The organism is Nocardioides sediminis, assembly GCF_003047295.1.
Lineage (GTDB): Bacteria > Actinomycetota > Actinomycetes > Propionibacteriales > Nocardioidaceae > Nocardioides > Nocardioides sediminis.
In genome coordinates this window covers 76771-91035 of sequence record NZ_PZYZ01000005.1, presented here as the reverse complement: position 1 = coordinate 91035, position 14265 = coordinate 76771, and the positions used below count along the sequence as shown (strand labels likewise).

General features: G+C 71.5%; 15 protein-coding genes. 12 read left to right on the top strand and 3 right to left on the bottom strand.

The window, feature by feature from the left end; translation table 11 throughout:
- Positions 1-44 precede the first annotated feature (44 nt).
- Positions 45-1931, top strand: coding sequence for a M48 family metallopeptidase (locus DAI17_RS12765; RefSeq protein ID WP_159081521.1), 1887 nt, complete (start codon positions 45-47; stop codon positions 1929-1931).
- A 25-nt stretch (positions 1932-1956) separates the two neighbouring features.
- Here DAI17_RS12765 and DAI17_RS12760 read toward each other — a convergent pair whose 3' ends face one another.
- Positions 1957-2688 carry a response regulator transcription factor gene (locus DAI17_RS12760; RefSeq protein ID WP_107773548.1) on the bottom strand — a complete coding sequence of 244 codons (732 nt, stop codon included), beginning with the start codon at positions 2686-2688 and terminating at the stop codon, positions 1957-1959.
- Positions 2689-2732: 44 nt separating this feature from the next.
- On the opposite strand from DAI17_RS12760, the gene DAI17_RS12755 reads away from it, so the two are divergent.
- Together DAI17_RS12755 and DAI17_RS12750 are read left to right on the top strand one after the other, a co-directional pair.
- Positions 2733-3032, top strand: coding sequence for a MoaD/ThiS family protein (locus tag DAI17_RS12755; protein WP_107773544.1), 300 nt, complete (start codon positions 2733-2735; stop codon positions 3030-3032).
- Positions 3033-3177: 145 nt separating this feature from the next.
- The gene (locus tag DAI17_RS12750; RefSeq protein ID WP_107773541.1) at positions 3178-5334 is read left to right on the top strand and encodes a carboxypeptidase-like regulatory domain-containing protein; all 2157 of its coding nucleotides are present in this window, start codon (positions 3178-3180) and stop codon (positions 5332-5334) included.
- Positions 5335-5448: 114 nt separating this feature from the next.
- Here DAI17_RS12750 and DAI17_RS12745 read toward each other — a convergent pair whose 3' ends face one another.
- Positions 5449-5886: an Hsp20/alpha crystallin family protein gene (locus DAI17_RS12745; protein ID WP_107773538.1), complete on the bottom strand. Its 438-nt coding sequence runs from the start codon at positions 5884-5886 to the stop codon at positions 5449-5451.
- 118 nt (positions 5887-6004) lie between these two features.
- Between DAI17_RS12745 and DAI17_RS12740 the strand changes: the two genes are divergently transcribed.
- From DAI17_RS12740 to DAI17_RS12705, 8 genes are all read left to right on the top strand, one after another.
- Entirely contained in the window at positions 6005-6295 is a 291-nt protein-coding gene (locus tag DAI17_RS12740) for a MerR family transcriptional regulator (RefSeq protein ID WP_107773535.1), read from the top strand.
- A gap of 49 nt (positions 6296-6344) precedes the next feature.
- Entirely contained in the window at positions 6345-6854 is a 510-nt protein-coding gene (locus tag DAI17_RS12735; RefSeq protein WP_107773532.1) for a thioredoxin family protein, read from the top strand.
- A gap of 466 nt (positions 6855-7320) precedes the next feature.
- Positions 7321-7842, top strand: a complete 522-nt coding sequence (locus DAI17_RS12730) for a DUF4395 domain-containing protein (protein WP_107773529.1) — start codon at positions 7321-7323, stop codon at positions 7840-7842.
- A 73-nt stretch (positions 7843-7915) separates the two neighbouring features.
- Entirely contained in the window at positions 7916-8764 is an 849-nt protein-coding gene (locus DAI17_RS12725; RefSeq protein WP_107773526.1) for a sulfurtransferase, read from the top strand.
- Positions 8764-9060, top strand: coding sequence for a DUF1416 domain-containing protein (locus DAI17_RS12720; RefSeq protein WP_107773524.1), 297 nt, complete (start codon positions 8764-8766; stop codon positions 9058-9060). The genes DAI17_RS12725 and DAI17_RS12720 overlap by 1 nt, the downstream gene beginning before the upstream one ends.
- Before the next feature lie 96 nt (positions 9061-9156).
- Complete coding sequence (locus DAI17_RS12715; protein ID WP_107773521.1) at positions 9157-9378, top strand: hypothetical protein; 222 nt, start codon at positions 9157-9159, stop codon at positions 9376-9378.
- Between the two features lie 2 nt (positions 9379-9380).
- Positions 9381-10562, top strand: a complete 1182-nt coding sequence (locus DAI17_RS12710; protein WP_107773519.1) for a zinc-dependent alcohol dehydrogenase — start codon at positions 9381-9383, stop codon at positions 10560-10562.
- A gap of 62 nt (positions 10563-10624) precedes the next feature.
- Positions 10625-12109 (top strand): sensor histidine kinase, encoded by a 1485-nt coding sequence (locus DAI17_RS12705; protein ID WP_107773517.1) that lies wholly within the window; start codon positions 10625-10627, stop codon positions 12107-12109.
- Positions 12110-12113: 4 nt separating this feature from the next.
- On the opposite strand, the gene DAI17_RS12700 is transcribed toward DAI17_RS12705, so the two are convergent.
- Entirely contained in the window at positions 12114-13538 is a 1425-nt protein-coding gene (locus tag DAI17_RS12700) for a polysaccharide biosynthesis tyrosine autokinase (protein WP_107773515.1), read from the bottom strand.
- Between the two features lie 242 nt (positions 13539-13780).
- Here DAI17_RS12700 and DAI17_RS12695 point away from each other — a divergent pair, with 242 nt between their 5' ends.
- Entirely contained in the window at positions 13781-14149 is a 369-nt protein-coding gene (locus tag DAI17_RS12695) for a hypothetical protein (RefSeq protein ID WP_159081520.1), read from the top strand.
- The last annotated feature ends 116 nt before the right edge of the window (positions 14150-14265 follow it).

The following is a 14265-nucleotide window of genomic DNA, read 5'->3' as shown; positions in this document are numbered from 1 at the left end:
GAGTCACGATGGCCGGGTTCGCTGGGATTGACCGTGGGGGCGAGATGAGGATCCGGCTGCGCGCGCTGTTGGCGGTGGGCCTGCTCGTAGGGCTGGTGGTGCTGTCCTCGACCGTCCTGGTGGCGGCGCTGGGCTCGCTGGTGTGGGCGCTGGCGACCCGGTCGCCCCTGGCACAGCTGATCGGCTGGGTCGTGATCCCGACGGTCTTCGGCGTCGGGTACGGACTCCTGCCGCTCCTGCGCGCGCGTCAGGACCCCGCGCCCGGCAGCGTGGTCGGGCGGCAGCAGCAGCCCGAGCTGTGGCGCATGGTCGAGGAGATCGCCGATCGGGTGCAGACCCGGCAGCCGGACGAGATCCGGCTGGTCGCCGACGCCAACGCGGCCGTGTCGGAGGAGACTCGGTGGTTGGGCCTGGTGGCGGGGAAGCGGCGCCTCTACGTCGGCGTGCCGCTGCTGCAGTGCCTGACCGTCCGCGAGCTCGAGTGGGTGCTCGCCCACGAGATGGGTCACTACAGCGAGCGGCACACCGCGCTCGGTCCCGTTGCCTACCGGGGGCTCGCAGCCATCTCCGAGATGGTCACCGTGCTTGGCCCCAAGAACCTCGTCGGGCGGTTGCTCGCCGCGTACGGACGCTGCTACTCCAGGCTCACCCACAGCATGTCCAGGCAGCAGGAGCTCGATGCCGACCAGTGGGCGGCCCAGCTCTTCGGCACCGAGGTCGGGATCAGCGCGCTGCGGGAGGTGGAGGTCGTCTCGACGGCGTTCGCCTGCTTCGTGCGCGACTACGCCGCCGTCGGCGAGCCGCTCGCCCTGCGACCTGATGGGTTCTTCGAGGGTTTCGACGCCCTGTGCCGCGCGCCCGGCCGTCTCGCGGAGTGGGAGCACGTCCGCGCCACGATGCCCGAGCACGCCTCCTCCCCGTACGACACCCATCCGCCCACGCGAGTGCGCATCGAGCGTCTCGAGTCGATGGCCGACCCGCGCGAGCAGGATGCGGCGGTGCCGGCCCTGACGGTCCTGACGGACCCCGAGGCGGCCGTGTCCCGGGTCGAGGCCGACGTGTTCGCTCAGTCCGGGCTGCTGCCCGTGCCGTGGGAGCAGGCGATCAGCCACGGATGGGCCCGACGCACCGAGGAGAGAGCTGCCTGGGTCATGACCGTGTTCGACGCGCTGGGGTCCGGGATCGCGGACCTGAGCGAGGTGCTGGCGCTGGTCTCGCACGGCCGCCACGACGACGTCGCCGCGATCCTGGTCGGTGCGGACGCCTCCGCCGAGGTCCGGAGCACGGCGGTGCAGGAGGTCCTGGGCGTGGTGGTGGCGGCGGCCCTGCTGTCGACCGGGGCTGCCCGTTACCAGCTGTGCTGGGACCGCGTGGACGTCCTCGTCGACGAGAGCGGGTCGGAGATCGAGGTCGCCGCGCTCGTCGGTGGCGTCGTCGGCGATCCAGCGGCGGCGGAGTGGCTGCTCGGCGTGCTCGTGGACGAGGGGGTGTCCCGCACCTGGCGTCCCGGCATCTCGGCCACCTTCGTCGGACCGGCCGGTCCGGAGGTGTACGCCGTGGCGGTCAACCGTCCCGGCCGGCGTGGCCACTACCCCGTCCTCTACGTCACCGACGCCGGCATCGGCGTCCGGAAGATCCGGTTCCCCGAGTGGGTGAGCGTGCCTCCGATCGGGCTGCGCAAGGACGTCCGCCACGTGCTCGCCCACGCGCTGGGGGTCACGGGCACGCAGCTGCTCGCGGACTCCTCGGTGCAGATGATCCCCTGGGACGACGTCGTGGGCGTGCGCTACGTCGACGGCGTGTCCCCGCGAGTCGTCGTGCGGAGGACGAGTGGCCGACCGATCGACGTGAGGGTGTATCCGGACGGTCTGGCGGGAGAGCTGTTCGAGGCGCTGGCGCGGTTCAACCAGGGGCGCATGGCCTTGAGCTGAGCCGGCGCCGCACCCCGCGTGGCGCTCAGGCGTCCGAGGTCTCCTCGGCCGCGTCGACGGCGGCGGGCTCGCGGTCCTTGGTCGGCAGCACGAAGCGGTAGCCGACGTTGCGGACGGTGCCGATGAAGTGCTCGTTCTCCGGGCCCAGCTTGGCGCGCAGGCGGCGCACGTGGACGTCGACGGTGCGGGTGCCGCCGAAGTAGTCGTAGCCCCACACCTCCTGCAGCAGCTGCTGGCGGGTGAAGACGCGCCCGGGGTGCTGGGCGAGGAACTTGAGGAGCTCGAACTCCTTGTAGGTCAGGTCGAGGGGGCGCCCGCTGACCTTGGCGGTGTACGTCGCGTCGTCGACGACGACCTCGCCGGTGCGGATCACGTGGGCGGCCGGGTCGTCGGCCTCGCGCTGTGCGGTGAGGCGGCCGATGGCGAGCCGGATGCGCGCCTCGAGCTCGGCGGGACCGCAGGTGTGCAGCACGACGTCGTCCATCGCCCAGTCGTGCGCGACGACGGCGAGCCCGCCCTCGGTGACCACGAGCAGCACGGGGACGTCGGTGCCGGTGGTGCGGATCAGCCGGCACAGGTCGCGCGCGTGGGCGAGCTCCTGGCGGCCGTCGACGAGGAGGAGGTCGGCCTCGGGTGCCTCGAGGAGGGCGCTGCCCTCGGAGGGGAGGATGCGGACGGAGTGGCCCAGCAGCGACAGGGCGGGCAGCACCTCGGCCGAGGGCTGCAGTGCGCTCGTCAGCAGCAGCAGTGTGCTCATGGCCGTCTCCTCCGGGTGGGGCGGATAGGGAAGGATATCGAGACATGGACGCCCGGGTGGATCGATCGGACCAGCGTGAGACGGCAGTGACCGTGCACTACTGGGCGGCCGCCCGCGCCGCCGTGGGCGTCGCGAGCGAGCAGATCCCCGTCGACGGGCCCGTCACCCTCGCCGAGGTCGTACGCCGCGTGGTCGCCGCGCACCCGGGCTCGGACGTCGAGCGGGTGGTCGGCGTCTGCTCGGTGCTCGTCGGCGAACAGCCGGTCCGCTCGAAGGACCCGGCCGAGGTCGTGGTGCAGCCGGGGGACGTCGTCGAGCTCCTCCCGCCCTTCGCCGGCGGCTGACCGGCAGGTCTCGGCGGGTGGTGGTTGCAATCCGAGGTCCGGGACGTCAGGATCCGCTTGACTCACGCGCGGGGGCCAGTGAGCCGGGGTGACCCGTCGTGTCCTCGTGCGGTGTCTTCACTCACCACTCGAAACGGGGACAAGCATGATCGGATCCACCACGCGTCGCCCATGGCGTCGCACCATCGCGACGGTCGCGGGCACCGCGCTCGTCGCCGCCGGCCTGGGCATGGGGGCAGCGCCGGCGCACGCGGCAGACTCGGTGATCATCGGCAAGCTGACCGACACCCAGGGCAACCCGGCGGACGGCGTCGTCGAGGTCTACGCCCAGCAGGCCGACAGCTCGTTCGCCCAGGTGGGCACCGAGTACACGTCCAACGGCCACTTCGACTCGTCGTACCCCGACGGCGTCTACAAGTTCCAGTTCTCCACGTTCGACGGCTCCTACTCCGAGTACTACCGCGACAAGGCCGACCTCGCGACGGCCGACGCCGTCACGGTCGGCGGCGGATACACGACGCTCCAGTCGTGGACCGTCGAGCGCCCGCTGGTCATCGGCAACGTCAACGACGCCGCCGGTCGCCCGCTCCAAGGCGCGTACGTCGTCGCGCACGACGCCGTCTCCGGAGTGCAGGTGTGGTCGGACAACACCGACGAGAAGGGCGCGTTCTACCTCCCGGTCGGCGCCGCGCCGGTCAAGGTCGAGGTCGAGGCGCCGTTCAACAGCGGCCTCCAGGACGAGTGGTACAACGACAAGACGTCGTTCGAGACCGCGGACGCCGTCACGGGCTCCCCGGCCGGTACCTACATCGCGGTCGGCCTCACGGGGGGCGGCTCCGTCACCGGGCAGGTCGTCAACGACGTCGGTGCTCCGCTCGAGCACGTCCAGGTCTCCACCGGCAACCGGTCGGACCTGACCGACAAGAACGGCGTCTACCTCGTCGAGGGCCTGGCGGCGGGCAGCTACACGCTCCGCTTCACCGACCCGCTCAACGAGTACGCCGGTGAGTACTACAACAACGTGACCGACGCGGCCGCGGCCACGCCGGTCACGGTCGGCAAGGACCAGGCCGTGAGCGGCATCAACGCCAACCTCACCCCGCTGCCCGCCCCGGCCCCCTCGACCGTCGAGGTCACCGGGGTCGTCAGGGACGACGCGGGCGCGCCCGTCGTCGGCGCCTACGTCACGGCGTACAACACCCCCAACGGTCCGGCCAAGGAGGAGTCCGTCGAGTTCACGCGGGCCAACCGTGCGGGCGTCTACGTCCTCGACGAGCTCGACCAGGTCGCCGGCGAGAACCAGTTCAAGGTCGCGGCCAGCCCGGGCGGCGTGGGTGACGACAACGGCTTCGCGCTCTTCGGCTCGTGGTACGGCGGTCGCACCTCCTACGACCGTGCCGCCACCGTCACCACCGCGCCGGGCGCCCCGGTCGGTGGCGTCGACGTCACGCTCATGCGGGCGGGCGGCGTCGAGGGATCGGTCACCGGCGTCGCGGGCACGCCCCTCGACGGCAGCGTGCTGCTGGTCTCGGAGGACGGCGAGTACACCGCCGGCGCCGGCACCAAGGTGGACAACACCTTCGAGCTGCGCTCGCTCTACCCCGGCACCTACAAGGTCCAGTTCGCCGACTCCTCGCGCAACCACGTCCCGGAGTGGTGGAAGGACTCGACCTTCGCCGACGCCACCGAGATCACGGTCAAGCCCGGCCAGATGACCGGCGGGCTCGACGCGGTCCTCGGGGCCGCCCTGGTGGCGACCGAGCGTCCCGAGGCCAAGGGCTACCCGTGGGTCGGCAAGTCGATCTCCGTCGACAAGGGCGAGTGGAACTACGTCACCGGCACGCAGTACTCCTACGAGTGGGTGATCGGCTCGACCGTGGTCGGCACCGGCACGTCGTACACCCCGTCCAAGGCGCAGATCGGTGACAAGCTCACCGTCCGCGTCCTGGCCGAGAACGGCCGCCTCGCCGGCACCGCCACGTCGGCCAAGACCGCCAGGATCGGCTACAAGCCGAAGGTCAAGCTCAAGGTCAAGGGCGGCAAGGCGACCATCGCCGTCAAGGCCAAGCCCGTGAAGGCCAAGAAGGTCAAGGGCACGGTCGTCGTCAAGGAGATCGTCAAGGTCAAGGACAACGGCAAGATCAAGTACAAGAAGATCGGCAAGACCAAGATCGCCAAGGGCAAGGGCTCGGTCTCGCTCGCCAAGCTGAAGAAGGGCAAGCACAAGCTCGTCTTCTTCTTCACCGGCAAGGGCAAGGTCGGCTCGACCGAGGTGAAGAAGAAGGTCAAGGTCAAGCGCTGACCTGACCCACACGCAGCGATGCCCCGGCGGATCGGTCCGCCGGGGCATCGTCGCGTCCAGGAGGGTCCGCGGCACCGCGCTGCGTGAGGGGTGGGGCGGCCTCCTCAGCCGGGATCAGGCCTCGATCGCCTGCCGTCCGGACTCGCTGCTCGTCACCTCGATCTTGCGCGGCTTGGCCTTCTCGGCCACCGGCACGCGCAGTCGCAGCACGCCCCCGTCGTAGGTCGCCTCGATCTTGTCCAGGTCGAGGTTGTCCCCCAGCACGAGCTGGCGGCTGAAGACGCCGCGCGGCCGCTCGGAGGCCAGCATCTCCCAGTCGCCGTTGCGGGCGACCCGCTCGGCGCGGACGGTCAGCACGTTGCGCTCCACGTCGAGGTCGATGGACTCGGGCGCGACGCCGGGCAGGTCGAACTCGAGGTGGAAGACGTCGCCCTCGCGCCAGGCGTCCATCGGCATCACCGCCGGCCGGTTGGTCGTGCCCATGGTGGTGCCCAGGAGCTGCTGGGTGAGGCGGTCGAAGTCACGGAACGGGTCGGTGGTGCGGATCAACATGATCTCCTCCCGGGGAACGGGGTCGCCGTCGTCGGGGTGGCGACCTATATTGTTGGTTACAGGTTTTATATATCTCGCGATCGCGCGGGGTTCAAGTGGCCGGGGAGAGGAAGTGGCGATGGCAGGCCCGCGAGTCGGCGTCTACGCCATCTCGGTCGCCGCCGAGATGGCCGGGACCAACGTGCAGAACCTCCGCGTCTACGAGCGCAAGGGCCTCGTCGCGCCCGACCGGACGGCCGGGGGGACCCGGCTCTACAGCCGCGACGACGTGGACCGGCTCAACCGCATCCGCGACCTGCTCGACCTCGGCCTCAACCTCGCCGGCATCGCGCTTGTGCTCCAGCTCGAGGCCGAGAACGGCCGGCTGCGGCGCGAGGTGGGACGCCTGCGGGCCGCCGCCCGCGGGTGACGCCCGCAATCGGCGGAACAACGGGGGACTTGCTGTCGTTGCGCCTGCCATGAGCTCCGGTGCCTGGATCCTCGTCGCTGCGCTCGTGCTGGCGCTGGCCGTCGGGCTGTGGCGCGCCGCGACCGACGGCCGCTTCCGGGGCACGCACGTGGTCCGCGGGGCGGCGCCTGCTCCCGCGCCCGAGGGTGGTCCGGACGCTGGTCCCGACGCGGTGGAGCCGGCGGACGAGCCCGTCGCGGCCCCGCCCGGCGCCGAGGTCGTGGCGGAGGTCGGCGCGACGCTGGGGGAGCGGGCCACGCTGCTGCAGTTCTCGAGCGCCTTCTGTGCTCCGTGCCGCGCGACCCGGCGGGTCCTCGCCGACGTCGCCGAGATCGTCCCCGGGGTCGTCCACGTCGAGGTCGACGCCGAGCACCACCTCGAGGCCGTACGACGCCTCGGCGTGCTGCGGACGCCGACCACGCTCGTCCTGGGCCCCGACGGCGCCGAGGTGACGCGTGCTGCCGGCGCCCCCCGCAAGGAGCAGGTCCTGTCCGCTCTCGCCGCCGTCGACCCGGTATGAGAGTCGCGGGTGACGCAGGTGCGCAGGTATGCGGAGCCGATCGGGTCCGAGGCCGCGCACGTGCGCAGGAATGGCGCCCCGCTCGGGCCCGATGTCGCGCACGTGCGCAACGGCGGCGCATCGACCGGGCGGATACCTGCGCACGTGGGCGAGCGGAGCGCCGGACGTGACGCCAGAGCTGCGCACCCGCGCAGACGACCGACGTCCACGATGTGGAACGACCATCCACGATCCGAGACGCGGGAACGGTGGCCGTGGATCGGTTCGTAGGGTTCTCGACATGTCCTCGACCTGGTTGACCAAGCGACGCGCAGTGGACCACTGCCGCGTGCGCTCGGCGCTGTGTCGAATGCCGTGACGGGTCCGTCGATCACCCTGCCCTAGGTCCACCTCGTCGGTGGACCGCGCCGCGGCGGATCCGGACCCGAGACGTCGACGCCCGTCCGGCCTTCCCCGCAGGAGAGACATGTCCACGACCCACGAGCGCGCCACGGCGCCCTCGGCACCACCCCACACCCCCAAGACCGCGCACGAGGACCGGTCCGGCGGCATCGACCCGCGCGGTCCCCAGGTCGCGGCCGGCCTGACCGCCGTCGTGCTGGCCCTCGTCCTGCTGGTCGCGCCGCACCCGGTCGGGATCGGCCTGCTGGCCGTGCAGACCGCGATCTTCGCCGTCGGCGCGGTCGCCGGCGTGCAGCGGACGCCGTACTCCTGGCTCTTCCGCACCCTCGTGCGGCCCCGCCTGGGACCGCCCGCGGAGCTCGAGGACCCGGCGCCGCCCCGCTTCGCCCAGGCGGTCGGGCTGGCCTTCGCCCTGGTCGGGCTCCTCGCCCTGCTGGCCGGCGCCACGGTGCTCGGCCAGGTGGCCGTCGGGCTCGCGCTCGTCGCCGCCCTGCTCAACGCGGTCTTCGCCTTCTGCCTCGGCTGCGAGCTCTACCTGCTCGCCCGCCGACTGATCGGCGGGCCCTCGGTCTCGACACCGCGCTGACCCGGTGCCCGACCAGCACCATCCCTGACATCGACACACACCAGATCTCACTCAACAAGCTAGGAGCAATCACATGAGCCGCGAGTCTTCGCTCGTCACCGCCCAGTGGGTCGAGGACAACCTCGACACCGACGGCATCGTCCTCATCGAGGTCGACGAGGACACCTCGTCCTACGACAAGGGCCACATCCGTGGCGCCATCAAGCTCGACTGGACGACCGACCTGCAGGACCAGGTCCGCCGCGACTTCGTCGACAAGGCGCAGTTCGAGGCGCTGCTCTCCGAGCGCGGCGTCAGCAACGACGACACCGTCGTGCTCTACGGCGGCAACAACAACTGGTTCGCCGCCTACGCCTACTGGTACTTCAAGCTCTACGGCCACCAGGACGTCAAGCTCCTCGACGGCGGCCGCAAGAAGTGGGAGCTCGACTCCCGCGAGCTGACGACCGAGCTGCCCACCCGCGCGAAGACGTCGTACACCGCCACCGAGCAGGACCACTCGATCCGTGCCTTCCGCGACGAGGTCGTGGCCGCGATCGGCACGCAGAACCTGGTCGACGTGCGCAGCCCCGACGAGTACGCCGGTCGGCTGCTCGCCCCGGCCCACCTCCCGCAGGAGCAGGCCCAGCGCGCCGGCCACATCCCCACGGCCGCCAGCGTGCCGTGGAGCAAGGCGGCCAACGACGACGGCACCTTCAAGTCCGACGACGAGCTCACGGCGATCTACACCGAGGCCGGCGTCGACTGGGACAAGGACACCATCGCCTACTGCCGCATCGGCGAGCGCTCCTCGCACACGTGGTTCGTGCTCAAGGAGCTGCTCGGCCAGGACAACGTCAAGAACTACGACGGCTCGTGGACCGAGTACGGCTCGCTGGTCGGCGTGCCGGTCGCGCTCGGCGACGAGCGGGGTGACGCCTGATGTGCGGCGCGACCGAGGGCGGCCTGTCGCTCGACGGCGTCGACGTCGCCAAGGAGGCGGTGATCCAGGGCCAGGTGCTGCGCGGCCAGGACCCGGTCCCCAACGCCTACGTGCGCCTGCTAGACCGGACCGGGGAGTTCACCGCCGAGGTGCCGACCAGCGCCACCGGGCACTTCCGCTTCTTCGCCGGCGACGGCGAGTGGACGCTGCGGACGCTGGCCCCCAAGGCCGACCCGGTCGACACCCGGGTGGTCGCCGCGACCGGCTCCGTCGCGGAGGTCGCGGTCGCCATCTGACCCGGACCGCCCCGTAGGGGTGTGCGCTCCTTGAACCCTCCCCGTCGTGGTCAGCACGATGGGGAGGGTTCGCACCTTCGAGGCAAGGAGCCGCACATGACCGACCAGGACGCCCGCACCGAGGCCCTGCGCAACGTCGTCGATCGCGTGACGTCGTGGCAGGAGACCGCGACCGAGGGCACGATCCGCGAGGAGCTCGACTCCGCGCTCGACGAGGTCGGGATCGACCTGAGCGAGGCCCAGCGGCAGCGGGTCACGGAGCAGATCTCCGACGGCGACGAGGTCGACGTCGACGCGCTGGCGTCCGAGGGGGTCTGAGCATGAAGGCGCTCACCTGGCAGGGCAAGCAGGACGTCCGCGTCGTCGACGTACCGGACCCCAAGATCGAGGAGCCCACCGACGCGGTCATCAAGGTGACCTCGACCGCGATCTGCGGCTCCGACCTGCACCTCTACGACCCGCTCGGCCCCTTCCTCTCCCCGGGCGACGTCCTGGGCCACGAGACGATGGGCGTCGTCGAGGAGGTCGGCCCCGAGGTCACCCACATCGCCCCCGGCGACCGGGTGGTGGTTCCGTTCAACATCTCCTGCGGCCACTGCTGGATGTGCGAGCGCGGCCTGATGGCCGCCTGCGAGACCACCCAGGTGCGCGAGCAGGACAAGGGCGCGGCGCTGTTCGGCTACACCGAGCTCTACGGCTCTGTGCCCGGCGGGCAGGCGGAGTACCTCCGCGTGCCGCAGGCGCACTTCGGCCCCGTCAAGGTCCCCGACGGCGTCGCCGACGAGCGCTTCCTCTACCTCTCCGACATCCTGCCCACGGCGTGGCAGGGCGTGGAGTACGCCGAGGTCGGCGAGGGCGACACGCTGCTCGTCATGGGGCTGGGACCCGTCGGCCAGCTCGCCGCCCGCATCGCGCAGCACCGCGGCATCCGCGTGCTCGCCGTGGAGCCCGACGCCCACCGCGCCGACGTGGCCCGCCAGCGGGGCGCCGAGATCGTCGACGCCGTCAAGCCCGAGGACGTCGCCACCGCCGTGCGGGACCTCACCCAGGGCCGGGGCGCCGACGGCACCCTCGACGCGGTCGGCATGGAGGCGCACGGCACCCCGGTCGCCGAGACCGCGATCAAGTCGGTCGGGTTCCTGCCCGACGTGGTCGCCAAGCCGCTGATGAAGACCGTCGGCATCGACCGGCTCGGCGCCCTGCGCAGCGCCATCTCGGCCGTCCGCCGCGGTGGCACGGTGTCGATCTCCGGCGTCTACGGCGGCATGAGCGACCCGTTCCCGATGATGGAGATGTTCGACAAGGGCATCAGCCTGCGGATGGGCCAGTGCCACGTGAAGCGCTGGGTCGACGACATCGTCCCGGTGGTCATGGAGGACGGCGACCCGCTCGGCCTCGAGATGCTGGCCACGCACCGCCTGCCGCTGTCGGAGGCCCCGGCCGCCTACCAGATGTTCCGCGACAAGGCCGACGACTGCCTCAAGGTGGTCCTCAAGCCCTGAGCGCGGAACTTTCCCGCGACGCCGGCGGGCGGACTAGAGTTCGCCCGTCGGAGGGGGGTCTGATGGAGGACATGGGCGAGGCCCTGCTGCGGTTGGCGATGCGCCACTCGCCGATCGGCATGATGGTGACCTCTCCGGACGGGGAGATGGTGGCGGTCAACGAGGCCGCGTGCGACATGCTCGGCTACGGCCGTGCCGACCTCACCGGCGCCCGGTGGCAGGACATCACGCACCCCGACGACCTCGCGGTGGACGTCGACCTCGTCGCGGCGACGCTGGCGGGGGAGCGGTCGTCGTACCGGCTGACCAAGCGCTACGTCCGCAAGGACGGCACGGTGCTGTGGGGGGACCTGTCGGTCGCGCTGCTGCGCGACGACGACGGGACGCCGCTGAGCTTCATCTCCCAGGTCCTCGACGTCACCGAGCAGCGGCTGGCGATCGAGCGCATCGCCGAGGCCAACGCCACCATCGAGAAGCAGGCACGGACCGTGGCCGCGATCTACGACGCCGTCGACGTCGGGCTGGTGCTCATCGACCGCACGGGGCGCTACGAGGAGATGAACCGGCGGCACCGCGACTTTATGTCGCTGGCCTACCCGGGCGGCCACCACGGGATGGCCGGCCAGGTCGGCGAGGTCTACGAGGCCGACGGCGTCACCCCGATGGCGCGCCAGGACCTGCCGTCGCAGCGGGCGATCATGGGCGACGAGTTCGACGACGTACGCATCTGGGTCGGCTCCGACCCGGCAACCCGGCGCGCGCTCTCGGTCTCGGCCCGGTCGGCCCGGCGCGCCGACGGGAGCATGGCGGGGGCGGCGCTGGCCTACAAGGACGTCACGGACTTCATGCGCGCGCTCTACGTCAAGGACGAGTTCGTCGCCTCGGTGTCCCACGAGCTGCGCACGCCCCTCACCTCGGTGCTGGGGCACCTCGAGATCCTCATGCAGCGCGAGGAGCTGCCCGACGATGTCCGCGCCCAGCTGGCGGTCGTCGACCGCAACGCCGCGCGCCTCGAGATGCTGGTCCGCGACCTGCTGTACGTCGCGCAGGAGGCCGACGCCGCCCTCCACGTGACGCGGGTCCCCGCCGACGCCGCCGCGATGGTGCGCGAGGCCTGCGAGGCCGCCCGCCCGCACGCCACCACCGTGGGCGTCGAGCTCGAGGCCGACCTCCCCGAGTCGCTGGTCGCGATGTGCGACCCCCAGCGGCTGCGCCAGGTGACCGACAACCTGCTGTCCAACGCGCTCAAGTACACCGACCGGGGCGGCCGGGTGCGCGTCTCGCTGCGGACGGTCGACGAGCGGATGGAGCTCGAGGTCGCCGACACCGGCATCGGCATCGCGGAGGAGGACCAGACGCGGCTCTTCTCGCGGTTCTACCGCGTCGACACCGAGCGGGTGCGGGTGACCGCCGGCACCGGCCTGGGCCTCAACATCGTGCGCTCGATCGTCGAGGCGTGCGGCGGCGAGGTCAGCGTCGAGAGCGCGCCGGGCGTCGGCAGCACCTTCACCGCCTGGATCCCGCACGTCGCGCCGGGAGACGGCTGAGGGGTCAGAGTCGGCCGGCGTCCTGCTTGGCGGTGTCGCGACCTGCCGTCTCGACGTAGTCGTCGGGGGCGTAGCCGTAGTGGGCGTAGTTGCCGGCGCCGACGGCCCGGCGGGAGACCCGGTTGAGGATCACACCGAGCGGGCGCGCGTGGACCGCCTGCAGGTGCTCGATGGCGGTGACCAGCTCGGTGTCGAGGGTGCTGCCGGCGGAGACCGTCACGATGGCGCCGTCGGCGCCGTGCGCCACGACCGCAGCGTCGGTGACCGGCAGCAACGGCGGGGCGTCGATGACGACCAGGCCGCGGGTCGTCAGCTCGGCGATGGCGGTGCGCATGGCCTGGGAGCCGAGGATCTCGCTGGGGTTGGGCGGGCGGGACCCGGCGGTGAGGATGGAGAACCCCTCGATGGTCGGGTGGGTCTGGATCGACTCGGACAGCGGCAGGCGACCGGTGAGCACGTCGGTGAGGCCGACGGCGTCGTCCACGCCCAGCAGGGCGGCGACGTTGGGGCGGCGGAGGTCGGCGTCCACGAGCGTGACGGGCTGGCCCGACATGGCGATCGCTCCGGCCAGGTTGGCCGCCAGGGTCGACTTGCCGTCGCCCTGCTTGGGGCTGGTGACGACGATCGCGCGGGGCGGGTTGTCGACGTCCATGTAGGAGAGGTTGGTTCGCAGGCGGCGCACCGCCTCGGCGGCCTGGCCCGAGACGCCGGCTCCGGTGTCCGACACGAAGAGGCCCGGGACACCCTTGCCGAGGTCGGGCACGGTGCCGACGACCGCCACCTGCGCGGCGCGCTCGACGTCCTCGGGGGAGCGCAGCCTCCGGTCCAGCAGTGAGCGCGCGACGGCGTAGCCCAGGCCGAGCAGACCGCCGAGGACGGCGCCGAGGAGGACGTTGCGCTGCACCTGGGGCGAGACCGGGGCGGTGGGCAGCTGGGCGGACTCGGAGACCTCGATCCGCATGCCCTGGTCGCCCTTGCGGCCACCCTTGTCACCGCCCTCGACGGCGTTGACGCGCTGGGCGAGGGCCGAGACCCACGCGTCGGCGAGCTCCTGGGCGCCCTCGGGCGTGGAGGAGCGGGCGGTGATCTGGATGATCACGGTGTCCGGCGTCTGGGCGGCGTCGATGCTGCCGACGAGGCTCTCGGGCGTGGTGTCGAGGTCGAGGTCGTCGATGACGATCGAGGCGGTCTCGCGGTCCTTGGCGAGCACGACGTACGACGCGGCGCGCGACTTGGACAGCACGTCGTTGAGGTTGTCGAGCCCGGCGTCGCCGCCGGAGCCGGAGGTGACGAACCCGGACGAGCTGGCGGCATAGACCTTGGGCTGGACACTGCTCCACCCGAACGCGGCCGCGGCGGCGACGATCACCATCGCCGTCACGGCGATCCAGTGGTTGCGCAGGATGCGCAGGTAGTCGGCCAGTTCCATCGAGTCGTCCCTGTTGATCGTCGGCGAGGGGTCTTTGCCCGCCGCGAAGTCTAGGCACGGGTCGCCCCCGCTCGTGGCGCTTGTGGAAGACCTGGAGATGACCAGACCAGACGGTGACGCAGCGTGCACAGGTCGGCTTCACGACGTGCACGGATCGTCCACCGGCGGTTTCGAGGCCCTCATCGGCGGTCTACTCGGTGCCCTCGGGATCCGATCATCGACTGGTCCGGGGGGACTTGGCTGTGACTCATCATCCTGCAGCTCCAACACGACGTACCGTCCTGCGCGCCGCGGCCTGGACCGCGCCGGCGGTCTCCATCGCCGTGGCCGCGCCGGCCTTCGCGGCCGCCTCCAACGTGATCGAGTGCAAGCCCACCGGGTGCAAGGCGCCGGGCCAAGGGGCGGACACGAAGGACTACTTCCTGTCACCCGGTTGCGGCCCGAACGTCGAGGTCCTCGCCGTGACCATCGGCGGGTCCACGGCCAAGCTCGTCGGCGATCAATGGGTCGTGTACGGCCAGCCGGACTCCGAGGCCTTCCTGCCGGTCACCATCACCTTTGTCGACGGCCAGACCTGGACCGGCTCCGTCAAGTTCCTTCCCTGCAAATAGGAACGGGCTGTGCCTCGCAGGCGAGGCTGCGGGTCAGTTCAACTACTGCACGGTAACGGCTTGGCGTGGTGGGCCAGACCGCTCATTCACGCGGCGTGAACAGGTCAGTTGCGGGG

Bases quoted from the DNA above. Each gene is read 5' to 3' on its own strand.
- DAI17_RS12765 (WP_159081521.1), top strand. From the start codon at position 45: ATGAGGATCCGGCTGCGCGCGCTGTTGGCGGTGGGCCTGCTCGTAGGG.
- DAI17_RS12760 (WP_107773548.1), bottom strand. From the start codon at position 2,688: ATGAGCACACTGCTGCTGCTGACGAGCGCACTGCAGCCCTCGGCCGAG.
- DAI17_RS12755 (WP_107773544.1), top strand. From the start codon at position 2,733: ATGGACGCCCGGGTGGATCGATCGGACCAGCGTGAGACGGCAGTGACC.
- DAI17_RS12750 (WP_107773541.1), top strand. From the start codon at position 3,178: ATGATCGGATCCACCACGCGTCGCCCATGGCGTCGCACCATCGCGACG.
- DAI17_RS12745 (WP_107773538.1), bottom strand. From the start codon at position 5,886: ATGTTGATCCGCACCACCGACCCGTTCCGTGACTTCGACCGCCTCACC.
- DAI17_RS12740 (WP_107773535.1), top strand. From the start codon at position 6,005: ATGGCAGGCCCGCGAGTCGGCGTCTACGCCATCTCGGTCGCCGCCGAG.
- DAI17_RS12735 (WP_107773532.1), top strand. From the start codon at position 6,345: ATGAGCTCCGGTGCCTGGATCCTCGTCGCTGCGCTCGTGCTGGCGCTG.
- DAI17_RS12730 (WP_107773529.1), top strand. From the start codon at position 7,321: ATGTCCACGACCCACGAGCGCGCCACGGCGCCCTCGGCACCACCCCAC.
- DAI17_RS12725 (WP_107773526.1), top strand. From the start codon at position 7,916: ATGAGCCGCGAGTCTTCGCTCGTCACCGCCCAGTGGGTCGAGGACAAC.
- DAI17_RS12720 (WP_107773524.1), top strand. From the start codon at position 8,764: ATGTGCGGCGCGACCGAGGGCGGCCTGTCGCTCGACGGCGTCGACGTC.
- DAI17_RS12715 (WP_107773521.1), top strand. From the start codon at position 9,157: ATGACCGACCAGGACGCCCGCACCGAGGCCCTGCGCAACGTCGTCGAT.
- DAI17_RS12710 (WP_107773519.1), top strand. From the start codon at position 9,381: ATGAAGGCGCTCACCTGGCAGGGCAAGCAGGACGTCCGCGTCGTCGAC.
- DAI17_RS12705 (WP_107773517.1), top strand. From the start codon at position 10,625: ATGGAGGACATGGGCGAGGCCCTGCTGCGGTTGGCGATGCGCCACTCG.
- DAI17_RS12700 (WP_107773515.1), bottom strand. From the start codon at position 13,538: ATGGAACTGGCCGACTACCTGCGCATCCTGCGCAACCACTGGATCGCC.